This is a genomic window from Marinomonas lutimaris (assembly GCF_019426345.1).
Taxonomy (GTDB): domain Bacteria; phylum Pseudomonadota; class Gammaproteobacteria; order Pseudomonadales; family Marinomonadaceae; genus Marinomonas; species Marinomonas lutimaris.
Genome location: NZ_JAHLLW010000001.1, coordinates 251,336 through 272,081, shown reverse-complemented (window position 1 = coordinate 272,081; position 20,746 = coordinate 251,336). Strand labels below are relative to the sequence as shown.

Sequence of the window (20,746 nt, the reverse complement as noted above, 5' to 3'; positions counted from 1 at the left end):
ATGTCATAATCCGTGATCTATTGCACCTTGTAACCCATAGTATGAGCTAATAGAATCCGCTTCATATAAACGCAAAAGGGATGCTTGTCATGCGGTCAGTTCTATCCGGTCTTCACCTAATTTGGATGAGTTTGTTACTGCTTTCCGGCACGCTCCACGCGGCGGATTTTTATATATCAGATGTCAGTGAAACCACTCAAGACAATGCGCCCGCATTGGTTATTCGCTTTACCGATTCGATTGATCCTCAAAGCGACCTAAGCAAATCTATTTCTGTGACACCCAATCCCACCACTGGCAATATCTGGATACCGCAAAATAATGGTCGCCAATGGGTACTGCCATTTGTTGAACCCAGCACCGAATACACCATCAAGGTAGACAGAAAACCCAAATCAGTCAGCGGAAACACTCTCTCCGAGAAAGACAGCGAAGGTAATATTCACCGCTTTGAGCGCACCGTAAAAACCCGTGAAATCATTCCCGGCGCCAATTTTTCAGGTAACGGAAGCTTCTTAGTTGGCAACATTCAAAATGGCATTCCTGTTACTGTCATCAATCAAAAATCGGTGGACTTAGATGTCTTTCGGGTTCGTGATGACGCTTTAGATCGTTTTCTTGATGAAACATCATTGCAAGGAATGAACGATTACTACAGCCTTACACGACTAAAGCAATACGCCGATTTGGTCCATTCTGCACGCTATGAAAATGATGCCAAAGCCAATCAACGTAAGACCTACAATTTAAACTTAGATCCAGTTTTAGAAAAAAACGCCCCTGGCATTTATGTGGCCGTTATCCGCAAGCCAGGTGATTATGACTACGCCTACGACACGGCGGTTTTCACCATCACAGACATAGGTTTACACGCCAGAAAATACAAAGATTCTTTGGTGGTTTACAGTCACTCCATTGCCACGGCAAAACCAATGGCTGATGTTAATCTACGGTTTTTGTGGCCGAAAACAGATAAACAAGCAGCCCACGATCAAGCCGCCACAAGTGGACAAGACGGCAGCTACCAATTATCGACCAACGACTTGCCACAATCCGTGGTTGCTCGTCATGGCGACAGCATTACCTTCTTAAAATTAGACCGAGACGAATTAGACTTATCCGCCTACCCAAATGTGCCGAGCTTACATCGCCCTTACCAGATGTTTATGTACGGCCCGCGAGACCTTTATCGCCCTGGTGAAAACGTCTCGATTAATTTATTACTGCGCGATTTTGACGGCCAAAAAGTCGCGAATTTGCCCCTGCAAGCCCGACTTTACGATGCTCGTGGCGAACGCAAAAAACAGTTCACTTGGCAACCTGACAGCACCAACCTTTATCAAACTGATTTCCAGTTAGATGATAACGCGCCAACAGGGAAATGGCGTCTTGAAGTCAGTATTAATGACGATTACGTGGATACTTACTGGTTTCAGGTAGAAGATTTTTTACCGGAAACCCTGACGCTGTCCTTTTACGATGATGTTCCTAATCAAACTCGCTATGCTCCAAAAGGCCGTTTTGATGTTCCGATTCAAGGCGATTATCTCTATGGCGCGCCTGCAGCAGGCAATGATGCCGATGCGGTTATCACTGTCAGACCTTCGACGACGCCGTTTCCGTCGCTAAAAGATTACTACTTCGGCAATGCCAACGAAAAAATCAATGGCCGCACGCTAAAAACAGCCCCTATCAAACTGGATAAAGATGGCAAAGGGGTGATTTCCATCCCCGATAATTGGGCCAACACGCCAGTGCCATTGCGCTATCTTGTCAGCGCCAGCGTTTACGAAAGTGGCGGCCGTCCGGTAACGCGCAATCAGAGCGTCATACAGTTACCAGACTACGATAAGCTGGTTGGTATCCAGCCATTATTTAAAGGTCGACCTGCATCCAATGAAACGCTGCAATTTAAATTATTGAGTGTCGATCAAGAAGGGGAACCGGTTGCTGACAAACTCAGTGTTCGCCTGTCTCGAAATTACCGCGAGTACTTCTGGGAATACAACGAATCCCGAGGCTGGTACTGGAATTATCAGAGCCATATTTATACGGTTGGCAATGAAAATATTGACGTGAAAGACGACGCTGTCACCGTTGATTTCCCTGTGCAATGGGGCACGTATATTTTGGAAGTCACCTCTGAAACGGGAGCGAAGAGCACCTTTGAGTTTGAGACAGAATGGAGTTGGGATAACCAAAGCAGCAGCAATTTAAAACCCGACATGCTGCAAATGTCGTTGGATAAAGATCACTACAAGCCAGGCGATAAAGCAACTTTGCGTTTAACCAGCCCAGTGGCTGGCGATGGCATTATCAATGTGGAATCCACTAACGGCGTTCGATACAGCCTGCATAAGAACATCGAAAAAGGCACAAATGAAGTTAGCATCGATGTACAACCAAATTGGAATCGACACGACTTATACGTCACGGCGATGGTGTTAACGCCAGCGGACCAAGTCACCGAAGTCGCACCAAAACGCGCCTTAGGGATGGTGCATTTACCCATCATTCGCCCAGATGCCATTGCCGACGTAGAGCTGACCACCGAAGAAAAAGTTCAGCCAAACAAAGTAGTTAGCGCGCATATTAAGGTAGCGAATGTATCAAAACTTGGGAATCAACCACTTTATGCAACGGTCGCTCTTGTTGATAAAGGTGTGCTGAATATTACGCGCTATAAACCACCTCAACCTGAGCAGTATTTTTATGCTCCGCGTCGTTTTGAGTCGGCGTATTTCGATATCTATGGCAAGATCATAAATAACCTAGGTTATGACATGATCCGCCAGAAATTTGGTGGCGATGCCTTTAATGAATCTGATGCCGAGCTCAGCCGCGGCGGTAAAAAGCCAAAATCTGATGTGCAAATTATCTCCTTCCTGAGTGAGCCGGTTGCTCTCGTCAATGGCGAAGCCGATGTCAGCTTTGATCTGCCTAATTTCAATGGCAAATTGGAATGGATGGTTGTGGTCTATGGCGATCACAGTTACGGTAGCGCGCACAAAGAAATGATTGTCGCTGACAAGCTTGTCTCGCAAATTGCCATGCCGCGTTTCCTTGCGATGGGTGATAAGAGCCAAATCAGCATTGATCTGCACAACCTTTCCGATGCTAAGCAGACATTTGATGTCAGTGTGGAAGTAAATGGCGCCGTCATTAGCGAAGGTTTGCAGCAGAGCCTAGAGCTTGCCGATAAAGAAAAAATCGTGCTTTCCATTCCGATAATAGGCGCGGACAGGGAAGGCCAAGGTGTTATTACGCTTAATGCCACCAATGGCGACGACATCAATATCAAGCGGACGTGGCGACTTGGCGTACGAAGCCCTTATCCTTGGGCAACGAATCAATTACGTGCGACGCTAGACCCAGGCGAGCAATGGAAGCCGAGCTTTGATATCAGCTCATTGCGAGACAGCAGTGTTGAAGCGATGTTAACGATTTCTAACCGCCCTGCGATCAACTTTAGAAACCAATTCGAAAACCTATTACAATATCCTTATGGCTGTTTAGAGCAAACCACCAGCTCGACCTATCCTTGGCTATTGTTAAATGAAGACATGGTCAGTCAGCTCGATTTGAATGACAGTATTGAACAAGAATTCAAGCAACCTTTTAGCGAAGCCTTCCGCCTAAAACAAATCCAGAACGGAATTGAAAAGCTTAAAGCAAAACAGTTGAGTAATGGTGGCTTCGGTTACTGGGATTCGAGCAGTTGGGAATCTCGCTGGGGAACCGTTTATGCCACGGAGTTTTTAATCGATGCGCGTAAACAAGGTATTGTCGTCGATGATGATTTGCTAAACCGCGCGATCAAACGATTGACCTTCTTTGTCAACAATAACCCCGAAAGCGACATGTGGAGCGAAAGCTCTGATTATTATCAGTTCTCCTATCGCGCTTACGCCGCGTTTGTCTTAGCCAAAGCGGATGCTATTAGCTTGAGCTTTGTGCGCCGACTCTATGATCAGGCAATGACAAATAACAAAGGTGTAATTGCTTCCGGCCAAAATAAATCAACACCATCTTTAGATGAGTCTGGTCTTGCTTGGATGCACTTAGCAGGCGCTCTGCATCAGTTAAATGACAACTCTAGAGCTCAAAAAGCACTAGAACTGGCTCTAAAAATTGACCGCAAACGATATGCTTATTATCGAGATTACGGCTCTATTGTGCGTGATCAAGCCCTTAGCCTTGCGGTTGCATTAGAGTTAGGACTGGATGACGGAAACCTTGCCGATAAGATGATTGAGAGCCTACAAAGCAAGCGTTGGTTCAGCACTCAAGAGCGCATCGCTTTATTGAAGGTCGCAAGTCAGTACGCACAAAAAAGCAGTGAGTGGCGCGCCACCATCCAATTACCATCTGGCGAACAGTCGCTAGTAAAAGAACAGGCATTCAATTCTGTGTTTGATGCAGACCAATTGCGCAAGCTAAAAGGCATCACCGCAGACGACCAAAAATTGTATGTCAGCCTGCAATACCAAGGCGCACCTAAAAACACCCCAGAGCCATACAGCGAAGGGCTGCGCATTAGCCGACAGTATTACGACCTAACAGGTAAACCGACGACGCCAACCACATTAACCAGTGGGGATTTGGTCATTGTGGAATTAAACGTTGCCACGCTTGATGATGACTTACGCATCCCCGATGCCTTGATAGTTGATCTTTTACCTGCTGGCTTGGAATTAGAGAACCAAAACCTTAGTAATGCCAGCGTCGATTTGGATAGCATTATGATTGACGAAAAGCCGCTTGGTAGCTACTTCCGTGAAAATAACCTGCTGTATCAAGAATATCGGGATGATCGCTTTGTGGCTTCCGTGAGTCTTTCCGATAAATCCGTGAAGAAGCTCTATTACCTAGCCCGAGCTGTCACACCGGGTACTTATCAGGTTGCACCGCCCTTTGTAGAAGATATGTATCGTCCTAATTACCGTGCCATTGGTACGTCGATTAATACTTTGGAAATACTGCCTCGTTAATGGCTCGCTTTAAGGCTCGATTCCGGTTATGGGCTTATTTGCCTATCACCGGAATACTGTTGTTTTTGTCTTTCTTGTTATACGACTGGGTTGTACCAGTCGATTTAGAATCCCGCTCTCTGAGTCAAACTGTTCTCGCCGAGGATGGTTCGATTTTGCGTAATTTTGCTGATGACAACGGCGTATGGCGCTTTCCTGTTACCTTAGACGAGGTTTCCCCAAACTACCTAGAAGCGCTGATCACTTACGAAGATCAATATTTTTACCATCACCCCGGCGTCAATTTTTTTGCTCTCATTCGTGCCACTTGGCAATGGATTAGCACAGGAGAAATAGTCTCTGGTGGCTCAACGTTAACCATGCAAGTGGCTCGCATTCGCTATCCAGAACCCAGAACCGTATGGGGAAAGCTCAAAGAAATCATTCGTGCTCTGCAGTTAGAATGGCACTTTAGCAAAGCAGACATCCTCACCTATTACCTCAACCATGCGCCTTTTGGTGGCACCTATGAAGGCATTCAAGCCGCTTCTTTGGGTTACTTTGGCCATAAGGTAAAACAACTGACTGACGCCCAAGCGGCACTCTTGGCGGTTTTACCGCAAGCGCCCAGCTATTACCGACCAGACAGACATAACGAACGCGCCCAGCAAGCGCGGGACAAATTGATGCGCCGCTTAGTAACGCTGGAAGAGTGGTCGACAGAGCGCTTAAACGATGCGTTAATCGAAGACATTCCCAGCGTAACCAAACAAGATTACCAATCAGCACCCTTGCTCGCCCGCCGATTAGTGACGCAAAGCACAGCTCCTCAGATCAAAACCTTTATCCACTCTCAATGGCAAGGTCAGATCAGTAACCTGCTGAGAAACTATGTCCATGGTATTGGACAAAAAGTCTCGGCTGCAGCTTTGGTTGTCGAAAACGAGACAGGCAAGGTAAAAGTCTACGCAGGATCGGCGGATTTCAATGACAGCAGCCGTTTCGCTTACGTGGATATGATTCAGGCAACCCGATCACCAGGCTCAACACTTAAACCCTTTATTTACGGCATGGCATTGGATGAAGGCTTAATTCATAGCGAAAGCTTATTAATGGATGTGCCTCTCAAGTTCGGGGACTATCAACCCGACAACTTCAATGGTGGTGTCAGTGGGCCAGTATCCGTTGCTCATGCCTTGCAAACAAGCCTGAATATTCCTGCGGTACAAGTATTGGAGCAGCTCAAGCCCATTTACTTTTTCTTAAAAATGAAAAAAGCAGGCATCGAGTTGAAGCTCCCGACCGGAGCGAAGCCTAATTTGGCGGTGGCTCTCGGTGGCGTTGGCTCGAATTTAGAAGATCTTGTCTATGCCTACACCAGTCTTGGAAACAAAGGCCAAGCACAGCATCTACGTTTTAGTACTGAGGATAAACAATCACAACAACCGCTGTTGAGCGAGGGTGCTGCTTGGGTTATTCGCAAAATATTATTAGATAATCCAGATTCTGTTTCTGGCTTAGCGGTGAAGACCGGCACAAGCTATGGATTCCGTGATGCCTGGGCGATTGGCGTGAGTCAACATTACACATTAGGCGTTTGGATTGGTAGACCCGATGGTGTTCCCATGCCCGGCCATTATGGCCAAGTTACCGCTGTGCCATTATTAAACAATATTTATCAACGGCTAAACGATCAGCGCCCAGCTCCACAAATGCCCGACAGCGTGTCTAAAGTAGACATATGCTGGCCACAAGGTGACATAGTTAAAACGAACTGTGAGGAGAGCCACAGCGCTTATATTCTTGACGGCACCATTCCTAAAACTTGGTACAACACTGCGGCGCTACAACAGCCATTCAACCAATCTGAATTTCAATTCTGGCAAGCAGATGATTCCAAGTTACGAGTCAATATAAGCTGTCAGGTTAACGCCAAACCTCACAAGGCCACAGTTTGGCCTGCGCCATTAGAACATTGGCTAAGCTTGGAACAACGCCGATCTTCTCGCATACCAAGCTGGGACCCAAGATGTGAAACGACAGGCAATATAGTTCGTCAATCTGCTGTGCGTATCCATGGACTTACCAATCAGGATGCGTTCCAGCTACCGAAGCAACAAAACCGATCAATCACCATTTCGGCGGAAGGAGGCGAAGCGCCTTTTTACTGGTTTTTAAACGGTGTTCTGTTAGCTGACCAGCAAAGAAAGACCACACTAAAAGACCTAAAATCCGGCAACTATCAACTCACGTTAATAGACCAAGCAGGCGCAAGAGACCAAGTCGAATTCTCGGTTCTTCTCTATTAAAATTTCGCCATTGGTAGTCATTATGATCCAGATTAAACCCAATGATTTTCTATCACATCGTAATGACGAACAAAGGTATCTGGATCTAGCTCATATTCATCATCTTCAGGATAAAGTTTAGCTACTTCAATATCCTGACCAGCGAACGCCACAATCGACTCGCGTGTCGGCCAATAAGTAATCAGAGTCACCTCGAACGTTAGCTCATCAACTTCTCGCCCAAAAATTTGAGCCCCTTTGAACCCTTCGGTAGCAGATGTGTCTTTCACTCCTGTTTCATATAAGTAGGTAATGAATCCTTCTTTTTTAGACATTGGGCAACGGGCTTTCCACTCCCTCGCGATCATATAAATTCCTCCTCTTATAGACTGTGTGTTTGCGGATTTACCAGAGCACACAACATTGTTCATAAAAATACTGTTTACTATATCAATAATTGATGCACTAACCTCAAAATTGGATGACTAAGTCAAAGCATCAAGCATTACACTTTATAGTCGCTGTAAAACGAATTTAAAGTTTTACCTAGATTGCTGACTTATAAAAATAATTAATGCACTGGTGTAAATATGAAGTTTAATTTTTCTGCCTGCGACCTTCAGGTTGTAGACGCTTCAGCACAAACTCTTGCTGGCATTTTATTGGATAAGGGTTTTGGAGAGCATCATTTTATTCAACAAGCATCTCAAGAGAAACTTGCCACGTTGAGGTTTAAAGAATTTGGACCGCTTTCTATTTTAGAATATGCAGTGGGCGTTCCCGTACATGTAAACTCCTCCCAAGTCGCTAACGCTTATTTTCTGAACGTCATTTCAGCTGGCCACAGTGTCGAACAATCTCATGATAGAAAACGCGTACTCAAGACGAGAGATACCATTTTTGTAATGCCTAAAACCCATTTGGTATCCAATGACTCAGCTGACTGTAGAAGATTAATCGTGAGGATTCCTGCTGATTTTCTACATCAAACAGCGCGCGAATTTGGCTATTTATCTTCCATCAATCCAATTCCGTTTGATGCTAAGGTAAGCCAATTCCCACTCGCTGGGCCTTTGTTTAATTTGCTAAATGATATATTGCAGCAAGACAAAAAAGAACTGAACGAACGCGCACGAGTTTATTACTGTCGACTCTTAAACAGCGCCATTCTTAATATGTTCAATAGTAATGTTCGCCAAAGCTCTCTTTCTAATGAGTCATTACACCGCCATATAGAACGTATTCGTAATTATGTATTGGACAATATTACAACCGATATAACGATAGATGAGCTAGCGAACCTGTGTCAAATTAGTCGCAAATCACTTTATAACTTGTTTGAGCGGGAGACTGGACTGACTCCTTCAGCTTACGTTCGCCGTCTGAAACTAGAAAGCGTACATTCGGAACTGAAGAACAATGAGCGAATTAAAAATGTGACTCAAGTCGCATTGAAATACGGCTTTACTAATTTGGGAAGATTCTCGGCTCAATACCGCGAACAAATAGGAGAACTGCCTTCACAGACATTGCGTGATTTATCGTATTGATGAAGATAAAAAGAGCAAACCGGATAAAAGGGTAAAGCCCGGTTTGCTCTGGTCAGTACTCTTTAAAACTTGTACATCGCCATCACTTCAACTTGCTGTCCAGCAGGGCGAGATGACGTTCCAACCGCTGAAGATGGTCGGTTAGGCATATTCTGATCACGTAATTCCAAACCGAACTCTAACCCAGGCACATAGGTGTAAATAACATTAGCAAGGGTGAGTTTAAGTGTGTCATCTGTAAGCGTTGATGAGACTTCATCAGAGGTAACCTGACCATAGCGCAAATTGACTCGCACCTTCTCGCTTAACTTATGGCCAATCCCCGCAGTGAAACCTGTTAACGTTACCAAATCCCCTTGTCCGTCAACTTCCGTCACACCGGACGCACCAGTCGCCCCTAAGTAACCCCAGCCCGCGTATACGCCTGCACCTTTACCAGTAAAACCGCTAAGCGATAAACTCGTGTCACCAAAATTAAGTTTTGCCGCTAAAGACAAGGCAGCACCAAACTTAGAATCGTTGTCCGTTGTGTCTGAAGGCGTCATATCTACATCACGACCTGTAACGGCAATATTGAAAGCATGGCCACTCTCTGTGCGGTGAGTAAACGCCGCAACCATATCTGGATAGCTTGCATCACTGTAAACAGGGTCTTGAAAGGTCAGGCGAAAGTCTTTTGTCGCGTAATGTACAACAAGATCAGGTCTGACAACTGCACCATTACCCGCAATAGTACCTATACCTAAGCCCCAAAGATTAATCATTTCCGTATCGAATGGCGCATTAGCAAAGAACTGTCCGTTCCATGTTTGACCAACGGTTAGGTTATCTACCGTAATGGTCGCATGACGTAACCGATAGGCATAAGTACTATCAGTGGCTGTCGTGTTGTTATCCCAGAAGTCAGCTTCTATAAAACCACGTATTTTGTGGTCTTCTACTGTACGGCTTGCTGTGAAATTGACACGAGACTGACGAGCACTACCGTCAAAAGTGCTGCTGCCTTCATCTGGATTACTAAATACACCTTCAGCTTTAAGATAACCACCTACACTAAATTGAGTGCCATTAAAATCACCTAACTCTACGGCAAACCCTTGAGAAGAAAGGCTTGCAACGATAACAGCTTGCGCGACTTTATTTTTGATTAGCATATTGATACCACCCTGTTTTTATCATTTATATTTATTATGGGAAGCCAATATCGCAAAGCGAAGCTCAATGAAATAGCCACATAGTGCAATCTTTGTACACTGGGTGAAATAGCAATAAAAAAAGCCGCTACCTATTCGGCAGCGGCTTTTTTTATTGAAGCAGCGAAGTACGTAATAACCTACAAATTACACTCGAAACTGTTTCTGCAGCCCCATCAAGAAATTACGTAAAATTTGGTCTTTGCATTCACAGTAGTGACGGTTATCTGGTTTGCGGAAGAAAGAGCTTAGCTCATGCTTGCTTAAGTTAAATTCCGCTAGAGACATGATGTCGAGAATTTCTTCAGCTTGTAGGTTCAAGGCGATACGTAATTTCATGAAGATAGCGTTATTGGTTAAGCGCTTTTCAGGCTCAGGTTGTGGACCTTCGCGTTTACCACGCTTGGTATTGATAAAGCCATTAAGAAATGTCGCCATTTCCACATCAATCATTTCAACATAACCTGCATCGTCTTCTTTCTTTAGCCAGCTAGTAACTTGCTCTTGCGATGCAATGCCATCGGCTGCAGCAAAGATTTCTACAATAGAGAGCTCTTTTAAATCAAAAGTGTAGCGAAGACGGCGTAAAATATCGTTGTTGTTCAAAATGATTTCCTAGTGTTAGGGGGCATAAATAAGAGTAAGCCGCGACTTTAGCAGATTGGCAAGCATTTACCTATATATGTCGCTAAACCTGTAAGAATATCGTCGAAAATGCATGATTAACGTAAAATTTTAGGTTCTGTCTACAGTCTATATTGATTAGAAACAAAACTGGCGACTTAATAGCTTGTATCTCTCATTTTCATGGATGTAAGCCAGTGAACATTACCCAAAAACCTACACTGATGAACATCGAGGTTTCCAAGAAGCCTTCGGTTGATGAATCAAGTCCAGCCAAAGCAAAAAAATCGGCTCGGATCATAGAATTTGATTATCTGCGCGGATTGGCCATTGTGTTAATTGTGCTTGGGCATTCTGTCACCAATACTAATGATGGTTTCCCTGTTTGGCTAGAAAATATAATTCGTGGTGGCACAGGCGTTTTTGTGTTTATTTCTGGTTTTTTCTTTCATCACATCTTTGCCCAACGCTTTGATTATAAAAAATTTATGTCAAAGAAAGTACAGAACGTATTAGTGCCATTCTTGTCTGTTTCAGCATTTGCAATTGTGGTCAATTTCTTCGTTTTTCTATTCGTTGATCACGCCAGTGTGACGGAAGCTCTGTCGATGTGCTGGGAGGTTTTGCAGCAAGGTTTTGTGCTGTTTCCCCATTGGTACATCCCTTTTATTATGGCGACCTTTCTTTGTTCTGGGCTGCATTTTCGTTATTTAAAACTGCCATTATTGACTCAATTGTCTATCTTGGCATTATTTTCACTCACTGCCGTCGTTATTCATCGACCAGATGGCAACATCAATGTGCTGCAGTCTGTTGTGTATTTCACACCCTTTTATTTATTCGGTATGTTGTATTCTCAGTATCTTGCCTGGATGAAACAGCATTACCGATACTTTTTAGGCGTGGCTATTGTCGCGGTAGTTGTCACGGTTTGGTTGCAGTCTAGCGTTTTATTCCATGCCGGTGGCTATCACAAAGCGGCTTTTGAGTGGGCCGGTATCGATTTGCAGTTCATTCAAAAAATGGGTCTATGCGTATTATTTGTCGGATTTTGCTCTCATCTCGTTTGGCCTGCGCTTGGCAAACATTTGATAATGCTCGCTTCCATTAGTTTCGCGATTTTCTTCTTACACCCCTTACTCAGTATGATATGGGGAAATACTAAATATATATTACTCAATGCTGGCTATATCGAACCCAATACCACCATGGCCTACAGCCTTATCTCATCGGTGTTTTTGTTTATTTTTCAGTTCTATGGATCGGTATGGTTAATCGGCAAATTGAAACGCTTATTTGGTTCTAAAAGCCGCTTATTGATTGGGGCTTGATACAAAAATCGTTTTAAAGTGCAAAAACAAAAAATGCCCATTTTCTCAAATGGGCATTGGGTATTTTTTTGTTGTGCAAAAGCTTATAACGTTATTTTTTCTTCGGTTGGCGACCGTGATAAATCGCAAAGCCTTTATCTCGATACAGGCGAGTATGAGAACCCAGCGCCGCGTCTAAAATTGGTGGGTAACGCAAGAAATCGTTGGCTACCACAAATAGCTCACCGTTTAAGGTAAGGTGTTGCTTAACTGTCATAAAGAAGCTTTCAGCAATGCTGTAGTCGGTGTTCACACCACTGTGGAATGGTGGATTGGTGATAACATAGTTAAAGCGACCTTTCACTTCATCTAAGCCATTAGAAGCAATTAAAGTCACCGCGTCGCTGACTTGATTCGCAGCGAAAGTTAATTCCGTTGCTTTTAACGCCAATACGCTATCATCCAAAGCAGTGATGCGCGCGCCAGTTTTGTTGTGCAACCAAAGAGCGATGATGCCGTCACCACAACCAAAGTCGAGAATACGTGCGCTGGCAACGTCGCTCATAAAGCGATGCTGATTAAGCTGGTTTAATAAGATGTCAGTGCCTTTATCTAATTTGCCGTGACCAAAAACACCAGGCAAGCTACACAAAGTCAACGTTTGTCCTGCGATTTCCTGTTTCCAGGTCATAATCCAATCTTCGAATATAAAGGGCTTGGCAGGACGGCGTTTGTAACCTGTGTAAAGCAAACAGTGCTTAGCACCATCTCGCTTACCTACTTCATCCAATCCCGCTTCTAGGCGCTTCATAGAGGATTTAACGCCACTTTTGTTGTCTCCCACCAGCCAAATTTGACCGCCATCTTTTAGAAGAGGCAAAACTGACGCAAGCAAATAATCCAACAACTCTTTGGCTTTAGGCTGATAGATCACAATGTGATCAAAGTCATTGCCGTTTTCTAGCGCCCATTGTTCAGACAAGAAAAGCTTTTCATCCGCAAAGCCGACTCGCAACAAAGCATCATAAAAGGTTTTAGATTGGCACCAAGCATACACATCCGCTTTTCTGCTTAAATCAAGTGGATAAGTGTCTTCAGGGTTAGCAAATAAAATTTTGCCGACCAATTCTTCTTCGTTGCGCACCAATAATTGGCTCGTCGAGTTAAGATTCATAAGTTACAGATAGCTCTTTAATAGATAAGGTGGTTACAGGCGCTAATAAAGTATTCAAACGCTCAGTAGGAAGTTCTGGTTGCACTCGCGGATAACGCGGTGCTCTTCGATCATTCAACAAAGGCGATGCCCAGCCTTTGGTTAAGGTTAGAAAGTCTTGCGCAAAATCATCACCGTGTTCTAAGCAACCAGACAAAATAACATCTAGGTAACTTAGTGCAATAGGACACTCATCGTGTGGTTCAGTCACATCATCCGTGTGATAAATCCAATAAGTGCCTTCTGGCAAAGGGTGGTCTTGATACGTAGTTAACTGCTTAACTTCGATCATTGCTCGTTGATAACCTTTTTCCCGTTCATCAAACAAGGGAAATTGATCATAAGGCACTTCAACTAAAACACCATTGCAGGCTTTCTCAGGAGCATGGATCACCGCAACAGAGCTCATACCATACTCAACTGACATTACCGACCAATGACGCTCGAATCCATGTAACTTAACAGGCCAAACTTTGCCTGTTTCGCCAGTTTTCGCACGGCTTTCACCATTAATTAGGCTGCCATAGCCCAAAATAAAGTGTCGATCTAATGCGCTCATAGCAACCTCCAAGCAAAACTAGGTAAATCAAATATCCAGATAACACGCATGATAACGTGTGGCTTTAGACAGTACTAGCTTATGTATTCATTGGTCGATAAGAACGCAGCAATAACAATGTATAAAGATACAAAAAAGCCCTGAAAAATCAGGACTTTCACAATTTATATCTGAACCTTAATGCTTTTTATGCTCTAGATTGTTTCGACTTTCCTTTCAACAAAAGCACCAAAGGCAAAGCAGCTACGGTCACCCACATCATCAAACGAAAATCTTGTAAATACGCCAAGGTTGCAGCTTGCCCAGTCACCACTTGGTTTAGTGCCGTAAGCCCCGCTGCCGTTGTCGTATTATAAGCCCCCTGTTCTTGAGCAATCTGTAAGCCAAGATTAAATGGATTAATATAATCCGCAAACGCTGCATGGTTTATCTGTGTTCGCTGCGCCAAGTAAGTCGTTACCACCGAAATACCAATACTACTTCCGATGTTTCTCAGCAAGCTAAACATAGACGTCCCTTCATTGCGGTATTTAGGATCCAAAGTTGCAAAACTAATGGTAGATAAAGGCACAAAAATAAACCCTAAGCCTGTGCCCTGAACCATACCCGTTCGAATAATGTCCCATGCTGTTACTTCAGTAGTAAACAGTGTCATTTCCCACATTGAGTAAGTGATCAGCACCAAGCCCAATGTGATAAACAATCGAGCATCAATTTTATTTGCCAATCGTCCCACTATGATCATCGCGGCCATGGTGCCAAAACCTCGCGGAGCCAAAATCGCCCCAATATCAACAACCGGATACCCCATTAATGAACTCATAAACGGCGGTAGTAATGCCATGGATGACAACAAAATAATGCCAACTATGAAAATGAACACCATGCCGACACTGAAGTTCCTATCACGAAACATTTTCGGATCGATAAAGGGATGACTATGAGTGAAAATATGCACTAAGAACATAGAGCCACAAACGACAGTTAACAAACCTTCTATCGTCACCTCTAAACTCGCAAACCAGTTCTGCGATTCGCCTCGGTCTAGCATCATTTGTAAGCTACCAATAGCAACACCGAGTAGAACAAAGCCATACATATCAAAACTGCGTTTCTTATCGAGCTTTGATTCTTCTAAGAAGCCAGCCAAGCCAAGCCAAGCGATAATGCCAAATGGCACATTGATATAAAACACCCAACGCCAGCTATAATATTCGGTCAACAAGCCACCAAGATAAGGCCCTAAAATTGGCCCAACCATCACACCAACGCCCCACATGGCCATTGCTGAACCATGTTTTTCTTTCGGGTAAGTATCAAGCAATACAGATTGAGATAACGGCACCAAGCTCGCACCAAACACACCTTGCAGCAAACGGAACAATACGATCTGATCTAACGACTGCGCCGCACCACATAAAATAGACGATACAGTGAAGCCTACTATTGACCACATAAACAAACGTTTACGGCCAATTTTTGCGGACAAAATCCCCGTCAGCGGCATACAAATTGCCGCGGCAACAATATAAGACGTCAGCACCCAAGAAATCTGATCTTGGGTGGTTCCCATGGCGCCTTTCATATGCGGCAACGCCACGTTGGCAATAGTCGTGTCTAACGCCTGCATGATGGTCGCTAACATCACAGATATCGTGATCATAATGCGGTTAGTGCCAGCGTCCTCCGTTTTTAGGCTTTGCGTAAGAGCCATCTCTATCGCCTCACAAAGCTAAACCGAATAAACGGCGCTGATGTTCTGTGTCTATTGTGACATTTGAACTAAAACCTGTACGTAGAGTTGGCGAGTTTTGATCCGTATCGACAAGAATTTTCACAGATAAACGCTGAGCGATTTTCACCCAATTTCCTGTCGCGTTTTCCGCAGGAATAACAGAGAATTCAGAGCCTGTCGCAGGGCTAATACTTTCAACTTTGCCATGCAAAGATACTCCAGGGTAAGCATCAACTTCGATTTCAACATCTTGGCCAGGCTGAACATAGGTCAGATCTTTTTCGGTGAAGTTGGCTTCAACCCACTGTTTCTCATCAGACACCAATACCATAGAGGTTGAACCTGCCGTCACGTACTCACCATTGTGTGGGACTTTTGCAACTACACCAGATGCCGGTGCTCTGACTTCAATATGACCAAGATCTATACGCGCTTGATCTAATGCCGCTTGAGCCGCTTGATAACTAGGATGATCTTCTAATGGAGCGCTTGGATCTCCGCCTAGGGCTTCTTTCAAACGGAACAAATCTTTTTTCAATGTCGCAACGTTTAACTCGCTGACTTCAGCAGCTTGTTTGGCTTGGTCAAATTGAGTGTCTGAAATGAATTTCTGTTTCAGTAAATTTGCCTGACGTTTTTCTTCGCGCTGGTTAAAAGCAAACTGGTTTTCGGCCTGTTTAATTTCGGCCTTTTTCTCTTCGTAAGCAGCTTTTTGCTCTAGAATATTTAGTCGAACTTGCTGTAATTGAGCCGTTGCTTTGGCTTCAGCCACTTTAAACGGTGTGGCATCAATGCTAAATAGTAGCTGACCTTCTGAAACTTTTTGATTTTCTTTGACAGAAATAGACTTAATCGCACCAGATACTTCCGCATTAATCGTCGTCATATCTGACTGAATATACGCATTGTCTGTTTCAACATAACGTCCACCTTTCATATAAACAATGACCGATGCTAAAGCCACCACCAATGGCAAGGCGATCAATAAAACACGGCGAGTGGTTCGCTTCTCTACTTGTTTTGACACTGATGGGTTGTTTTCTTGCTCACTCATTTACGGTATTTCCCCAAGTAAATTCTATAATGACGTGTCGGTTGATAAATTTGCATGCATCACAGAGAGTGCATTTTGAAAAACATCTATTTGCTCTTCGGTTAAGCCTTGCAACGCTTTCTCACGAACTCGTTTAACTTCAATATCAATTTCTTCTAATAATGGTGTCGACTTCTCCATTAAATATAATCCGTAAGCACGACGATCTTTCGGATCAGGTCGACGCTCGACTAACTTGTCTTCTGCCAGCTGATCTATCAATCGGGCCAGCGTAATTGGCTGAATATCCATCATTTCAGCCAATTGCACCTGACGAACACCTTCACAATGAGAGACGTATACCAGTGCTCTCGCTTGCATCAGTGTCATATCTAAACTGCCTTTGGAATATTCCCTACGCATCAGACGAATGACGTCTGTTAAGAGAAAACCGATATTGTTCGTTTGCATTCAAATCACCAAATTTAATATCTAATAATTATTATATATATTACTTACTATATTCAATCAGGCCCTATAAAAATGCCTAATACTTCCTCAATTTATGAAGAATAATCGATCATAAATTCTTAATGTAAGAAGGATGAAAAACTGGTTTTAGTCAAATGGGCACGTTAATGTTAGGCGTAAATAAAACATCAAGGAGAGTGATTTGACATTACCCATACTTTTGATTACTGGTGGCGGGAGAGGTATTGGTGCAGCGACGGCGAAGCTTGCTGCTCAACAGGGCTATAAAGTGATTATCAACTACCGAAAAGATGCGGCTTCTGCAGAAAATGTCGCCGCTGACATCATCGCATCTGGTGGACTAGCACATTGTGTACAAACGGACATAAGCGACACAGAACAAGTCGTCGAGATGTTTGCCACCATTAGACGTAACTGGGGCCCCATCAAAGCACTGGTTAATAGCGCTGGTGTTTTAGATCAACAGGCTCGTTTTGTTGATACCAAGCCCGAACGCTGGCAACGCATCTTTCAAACCAATGTTTTTGGCACCATGCAATGCTGTCAAGAAGCCTTCCAAGACATGGCGCTGAGCCTTGGCGGACAAGGCGGAACAATCGTCAACGTATCTTCTCTAGCCTCTGTTTATGGTTCGCCAAATGAGTATGTAGATTATGCAGCAAGCAAAGGCGCTGTTGACTCTTTCTCAAAAGGCTTTGCCTTAGAAGTGGCTGGTGACGGCATTCGCGTTAACGTGGTTCGCCCTGGTTTGATTTATACTGATATGCACGCTGATGGAGGCGAAGCGGGGCGAGTGGATCGTATTGGGCCTAACTTGCCGCTACAACGTGGTGGACAACCAGAAGAAGTCGCAGAAGCGATCCTCTGGTTACTCAGCGACAAATCCAGCTATTCAACTGGAGGCTTTATTGACGTCGGTGGTGGCCGCTAAGTCAGCAAGACTATTTAGCGACCACACATTGAAAAGAGCTAGCCTTAAGAAAATCGCCCTTATTGTATTTTGCGTAAGATGGATAAGGGCACAATGGGCGCTGCATATCCACCATACGAGCCGTAATTTCTGGGTTTTTCGCGCGAGTAGCAGCGACAATACTTTGGGGAACTTTCTTTTTCTCTACCCATGAAATCAATGGCTGCAGCATATCGAATTGATCTGTTGATGGTCCACCTTGTCCGTGAGGCATACCAGGAACACGATATAAACGCACAAACTCTGATGCTCTGCCTTCAAGCGTGAAATTAAGAAAATCATACCAACGCATGGTGTCTTTCACAGAAAAAACAGGGTCGCTATTGCCATGGAAAATAATCATCTTCCCACCATGCTGCTTAAACTCAGTTAATTTAGGTTTAGCGGCATCTGGTGTTGTCATTGTCGTCATCGCGGATTCTTTGAATTGATTATTCGTCGCATAGATTTTGGTCGCGTCTTTATCAAAATCAAACTTAAGCAGATAATTTTCTAATGAGTAAATATCACCTGCAACATTGGAAAAAGGCGTGGTGAAAATATGCGCTAATGAAGCAGCCCCCATCACGACACTTATAGGCTTATTACTCCAATCTGAAATCGTGCTTTCAACTTTCCACATGCGCCAGTTATCAGAGCTAATCCCCGTATCATAGGCCCAGTCAGTGTATAAAGCTTGATTCTTTGAATCATGTGGTCCCATTTGCATACGCATCAGAGCAGCGACTTTGTTTAACGGCAAACAGTCGCGATCAAAATTACTTTTACAAACGAGCGCTTTGGGATTAAAGACTTTTTGGCAAGCGTCAGCTGCAAATATCATGTCATCGCTAATACCGTCTAAAGTATCGCATTGATCCAAGATACGTTTTGCAAATACTTTTAAATCACGTGGCGTTAACGATTGGCTAATATCATCGTTTACTCGATGCAACGCCTGAATGTCCCAAGCATGCTGTAACGCAGCTCTAGGTAAATTAAAGCCTGGATAACCCACTAATAAACCATCAAACATATCTGGGAAGCGCGACGCGGCGACCATTGCCATTCGCCCACCATTTGACTGGCCAAGACCATATGAATATTTAATAGGTGACTCGTAATAATTTTCAATCAAAGAACGAGCAACAGGATTTAACTTTTGTACCGCACCATAGCCATAATCACGGCGCGCTTCAGGATCATGACCAAATACCGCAGGACCTGCTAAACCAGCTTCTGGATTGGCTTGAGCATCGTGACCGCCATTACTTGAAACCACTGCGAAGCCTTGGTTGATCGCATACTGAGAACTAAGAAGTCCTGTTATCGCACCTAACGCAGGCTTAACTTCACCATCATTTCCGCCATTAAACTGATATCCAAAACGCCCTTGCCAAAAGTTAGGTAACCGTAGCTCAAATTGAATCGAATAAAACTTACTATCAACCCCCATACGTTGTGACATGACACCCGAAACCAAGCAATAGGTGCTTCTCACCTCTTTATCTCGACCCATCATCGTGGTTTTAATTACTACACCTTCAGGTGCTTTTTGGGCTAACGCCTTACAATTGACAGCGTAGGCGCTGCTGCTACCGAAAAAGAAAAGTACAAAAATCGGCGTCAGATAGGTTAAAAGCGTTTTCATTCACATCATCCTGTTTGATTTTTGGTGTCAAATCAAAAAATTATCCAAACGATGGCAGCAGCTTTAAAGACAATGACTGAGGCAATGTTGGGAATGCTCTTTTGCTATGGGATTCAACGGGCAAGCATTCAAAATAACGAATAATGAGATAAATAGAAAGTTATCGAGCTAAACAGAAAGGAAATAAAAAACGGGCTCAGAAAGCCCGTTTTGTAAAGCATGAATTAATGGGCAGCAAACACCAATAAATTGGGTGAGACTTCATTAAAATCCAATGCCATGGTCACACTAAGTGCCGTAACAGTGATGATAGAGAAGAAGAACACTTGTCGCGCCCAACCATTTACATCAATACCCGGACGGTAGCCTCGTAACGCCATAGCAAGCCACCAAAGACTGGTAGCCAGAGCAACAACCATAAAACCAATTCCAACATAGCCAGTCAGCGGTAAAAGTGCTGCGACTACTGCAAAGGCAGCAATATGTAGAATTATATGGCGTTTTGCTTTCGCGATACCTTGTGACACAGGCAAGACAGGAATCCCTGCCGCTTCGTAATCTTTATAGCGAAAAATAGCGATTGCATAAGAGTGTGGCATTTGCCAAATACAAAACATTGTAAGCAAGATAGCGGCACCAGCATCGAACTGACCTGCTGCGGCGCAATACCCCACAACCGGTGGAACAGCACCAGATAAACTACCAACAAAAGTCCCATATACGGACTTGCGCTTGAAATACATAGTGTATAAACCGACATAAACCACGTAACCAAATACGGCAAAGGCGACCGCAACCCAATTAGTGAAATATGACAGCAAAGCAAAACCAATAACACCTAACACAATACCGTGGAAAAACGCCGCTTTACCTGACATCTCACCATTCACCGTCACACGATTACGTGTGCGCTGCATTTTTGCATCAATATCTCTATCAATATAGTTGTTAATGGCACAGCCAGAAGCAACCACCAACGACAAGCCAACCACTGTCGCTAGCATAAGAATCCAGTCAATCTCGCCACGAGAGGCCAAAAAGAAGCCCCCCGCAACAGAGATGAGGTTGCCCATAATGATGCCAGGCTTTGTGACCTGTAGATAACGCTTAAACATCTTTATAGGCTCCCATCGGACACGTATCACTTATAATGAAAGAAGTCCGCATAATCATCAAATT

General features: G+C 44.0%; 15 protein-coding genes. 5 read left to right on the top strand and 10 right to left on the bottom strand.

Annotation, left to right across the window (positions count from 1 at the left end):
• Positions 1-89 precede the first annotated feature (89 nt).
• Positions 90-4,991 carry an alpha-2-macroglobulin family protein gene (locus KPL72_RS01195; protein ID WP_219701351.1) on the top strand — a complete coding sequence of 1,634 codons (4,902 nt, stop codon included), beginning with the start codon at positions 90-92 and terminating at the stop codon, positions 4,989-4,991.
• The gene (pbpC, locus tag KPL72_RS01190) at positions 4,991-7,279 is read left to right on the top strand and encodes a penicillin-binding protein 1C (RefSeq protein ID WP_219701348.1); all 2,289 of its coding nucleotides are present in this window, start codon (positions 4,991-4,993) and stop codon (positions 7,277-7,279) included. The genes KPL72_RS01195 and pbpC overlap by 1 nt, the downstream gene beginning before the upstream one ends.
• 32 nt (positions 7,280-7,311) lie before the next feature.
• Here the strand turns inward: pbpC and KPL72_RS01185 are convergent, their stop codons facing one another.
• Positions 7,312-7,626: an antibiotic biosynthesis monooxygenase gene (locus KPL72_RS01185; RefSeq protein ID WP_212917163.1), complete on the bottom strand. Its 315-nt coding sequence runs from the start codon at positions 7,624-7,626 to the stop codon at positions 7,312-7,314.
• Positions 7,627-7,848: 222 nt separating this feature from the next.
• Between KPL72_RS01185 and KPL72_RS01180 the strand changes: the two genes are divergently transcribed.
• Positions 7,849-8,808: an AraC family transcriptional regulator gene (locus KPL72_RS01180; RefSeq protein ID WP_219701345.1), complete on the top strand. Its 960-nt coding sequence runs from the start codon at positions 7,849-7,851 to the stop codon at positions 8,806-8,808.
• 62 nt (positions 8,809-8,870) lie between these two features.
• Here KPL72_RS01180 and KPL72_RS01175 read toward each other — a convergent pair whose 3' ends face one another.
• Positions 8,871-9,962 carry a hypothetical protein gene (locus KPL72_RS01175; protein WP_212917161.1) on the bottom strand — a complete coding sequence of 364 codons (1,092 nt, stop codon included), beginning with the start codon at positions 9,960-9,962 and terminating at the stop codon, positions 8,871-8,873.
• A gap of 186 nt (positions 9,963-10,148) precedes the next feature.
• Positions 10,149-10,607, bottom strand: coding sequence for a YehS family protein (locus KPL72_RS01170; RefSeq protein WP_212917160.1), 459 nt, complete (start codon positions 10,605-10,607; stop codon positions 10,149-10,151).
• A 215-nt stretch (positions 10,608-10,822) separates the two neighbouring features.
• Between KPL72_RS01170 and KPL72_RS01165 the strand changes: the two genes are divergently transcribed.
• Complete coding sequence (locus tag KPL72_RS01165) at positions 10,823-11,956, top strand: acyltransferase family protein (RefSeq protein WP_212917159.1); 1,134 nt, start codon at positions 10,823-10,825, stop codon at positions 11,954-11,956.
• A 91-nt stretch (positions 11,957-12,047) separates the two neighbouring features.
• Here KPL72_RS01165 and KPL72_RS01160 read toward each other — a convergent pair whose 3' ends face one another.
• The 5 genes from KPL72_RS01160 to KPL72_RS01140 all read right to left on the bottom strand — a co-directional run bounded on the left by KPL72_RS01160 (position 12,048) and on the right by KPL72_RS01140 (position 16,946).
• Positions 12,048-13,109 (bottom strand): class I SAM-dependent methyltransferase, encoded by a 1,062-nt coding sequence (locus KPL72_RS01160; RefSeq protein WP_219701343.1) that lies wholly within the window; start codon positions 13,107-13,109, stop codon positions 12,048-12,050.
• A complete protein-coding gene (locus KPL72_RS01155; RefSeq protein WP_100636168.1) occupies positions 13,099-13,707 on the bottom strand; it encodes a gamma-glutamylcyclotransferase family protein in 609 nt (202 codons plus the stop codon). Before KPL72_RS01155 ends, KPL72_RS01160 begins: the two co-directional genes overlap by 11 nt.
• 187 nt (positions 13,708-13,894) lie before the next feature.
• Positions 13,895-15,421 carry a DHA2 family efflux MFS transporter permease subunit gene (locus KPL72_RS01150; protein WP_212917157.1) on the bottom strand — a complete coding sequence of 509 codons (1,527 nt, stop codon included), beginning with the start codon at positions 15,419-15,421 and terminating at the stop codon, positions 13,895-13,897.
• Positions 15,422-15,431: 10 nt separating this feature from the next.
• A complete protein-coding gene (locus KPL72_RS01145; protein WP_219701341.1) occupies positions 15,432-16,496 on the bottom strand; it encodes an HlyD family secretion protein in 1,065 nt (354 codons plus the stop codon).
• 24 nt (positions 16,497-16,520) lie between these two features.
• The gene (locus tag KPL72_RS01140; protein WP_212917155.1) at positions 16,521-16,946 is read right to left on the bottom strand and encodes a MarR family winged helix-turn-helix transcriptional regulator; all 426 of its coding nucleotides are present in this window, start codon (positions 16,944-16,946) and stop codon (positions 16,521-16,523) included.
• A 202-nt stretch (positions 16,947-17,148) separates the two neighbouring features.
• Here KPL72_RS01140 and KPL72_RS01135 point away from each other — a divergent pair, with 202 nt between their 5' ends.
• Positions 17,149-17,898, top strand: coding sequence for an SDR family oxidoreductase (locus tag KPL72_RS01135; RefSeq protein WP_219701338.1), 750 nt, complete (start codon positions 17,149-17,151; stop codon positions 17,896-17,898).
• Between the two features lie 10 nt (positions 17,899-17,908).
• Here the strand turns inward: KPL72_RS01135 and KPL72_RS01130 are convergent, their stop codons facing one another.
• Both KPL72_RS01130 and cyoE read right to left on the bottom strand, forming a co-directional pair.
• Positions 17,909-19,567: a tannase/feruloyl esterase family alpha/beta hydrolase gene (locus tag KPL72_RS01130; RefSeq protein WP_219701335.1), complete on the bottom strand. Its 1,659-nt coding sequence runs from the start codon at positions 19,565-19,567 to the stop codon at positions 17,909-17,911.
• Between the two features lie 224 nt (positions 19,568-19,791).
• Positions 19,792-20,682, bottom strand: a complete 891-nt coding sequence (gene cyoE, locus KPL72_RS01125) for a heme o synthase (RefSeq protein ID WP_100186256.1) — start codon at positions 20,680-20,682, stop codon at positions 19,792-19,794.
• Between the last annotated feature and the right edge of the window lie 64 nt (positions 20,683-20,746).

What these genes read in the sequence shown, in the direction of transcription:
- KPL72_RS01180 (WP_219701345.1), top strand. Translation starts at nt 7,849, where the DNA reads ATGAAGTTTAATTTTTCTGCCTGCGACCTTCAGGTTGTAGACGCTTCA.
- cyoE (WP_100186256.1), bottom strand. Translation starts at nt 20,682, where the DNA reads ATGTTTAAGCGTTATCTACAGGTCACAAAGCCTGGCATCATTATGGGC.
- KPL72_RS01175 (WP_212917161.1), bottom strand. Translation starts at nt 9,962, where the DNA reads ATGCTAATCAAAAATAAAGTCGCGCAAGCTGTTATCGTTGCAAGCCTT.
- KPL72_RS01185 (WP_212917163.1), bottom strand. Translation starts at nt 7,626, where the DNA reads ATGATCGCGAGGGAGTGGAAAGCCCGTTGCCCAATGTCTAAAAAAGAA.
- KPL72_RS01150 (WP_212917157.1), bottom strand. Translation starts at nt 15,421, where the DNA reads ATGGCTCTTACGCAAAGCCTAAAAACGGAGGACGCTGGCACTAACCGC.
- KPL72_RS01130 (WP_219701335.1), bottom strand. Translation starts at nt 19,567, where the DNA reads ATGAAAACGCTTTTAACCTATCTGACGCCGATTTTTGTACTTTTCTTT.
- pbpC (WP_219701348.1), top strand. Translation starts at nt 4,991, where the DNA reads ATGGCTCGCTTTAAGGCTCGATTCCGGTTATGGGCTTATTTGCCTATC.
- KPL72_RS01145 (WP_219701341.1), bottom strand. Translation starts at nt 16,496, where the DNA reads ATGAGTGAGCAAGAAAACAACCCATCAGTGTCAAAACAAGTAGAGAAG.
- KPL72_RS01195 (WP_219701351.1), top strand. Translation starts at nt 90, where the DNA reads ATGCGGTCAGTTCTATCCGGTCTTCACCTAATTTGGATGAGTTTGTTA.
- KPL72_RS01160 (WP_219701343.1), bottom strand. Translation starts at nt 13,109, where the DNA reads ATGAATCTTAACTCGACGAGCCAATTATTGGTGCGCAACGAAGAAGAA.
- KPL72_RS01155 (WP_100636168.1), bottom strand. Translation starts at nt 13,707, where the DNA reads ATGAGCGCATTAGATCGACACTTTATTTTGGGCTATGGCAGCCTAATT.
- KPL72_RS01140 (WP_212917155.1), bottom strand. Translation starts at nt 16,946, where the DNA reads ATGCAAACGAACAATATCGGTTTTCTCTTAACAGACGTCATTCGTCTG.